This window comes from uncultured Paracoccus sp. (assembly GCF_947496875.1).
Taxonomy (GTDB): Bacteria; Pseudomonadota; Alphaproteobacteria; order Rhodobacterales; family Rhodobacteraceae; genus Paracoccus.
Genome location: NZ_CANMEH010000089.1, coordinates 1 through 420, shown reverse-complemented (window position 1 = coordinate 420; position 420 = coordinate 1). Strand labels below are relative to the sequence as shown.

The window sequence follows — 420 nt, the reverse complement described above, 5'->3', positions numbered from 1 at the left end:
CGTCGCCCGCAGCCTCCTTGTTCATGGTGTAGAAGAGATCGCCGGTGCCGCCCTCGGCCACGGTCTTCGCGGTCCAGAGCGCCGCGTTCAGCTTAGCCGAGAACGGGTTCGAAGCATCCGCCGTCGTGCCGAGCCCAAACAGCGCCATGTTCTGCAGCGCCGCCGGCGTGGTCCCGACCCAGCCCGCGCCGTCGTAGACCAGCAGCAGCCCCTCGTCCTCGACCCAGGCCCGCCAGCCGGGGCGTGGCGGCAGGCGGAGCCAGGCGCCGTCGGTCCAGAGCGCGACGTTCAGGTCCCAGCCCGCCCAGTCGCCCGTTGCGCCCGAGCCGACGATGTAGCGGTCGCCTTCGCCAGGAGAACCGGGCGGCGCTGTCAGATCGCGGTCGAGCACGGAAAGTTGGACGAGCCCGTCGAGGAGCC

At 71.4% G+C, this 420-nt stretch carries 1 protein-coding gene; it reads right to left on the bottom strand.

The annotated features are described in order from the left end of the window. The coding region (locus Q0938_RS19230) for a DUF2793 domain-containing protein (protein ID WP_299365733.1) at nt 1-420 on the bottom strand (420 nt) is incomplete at both ends.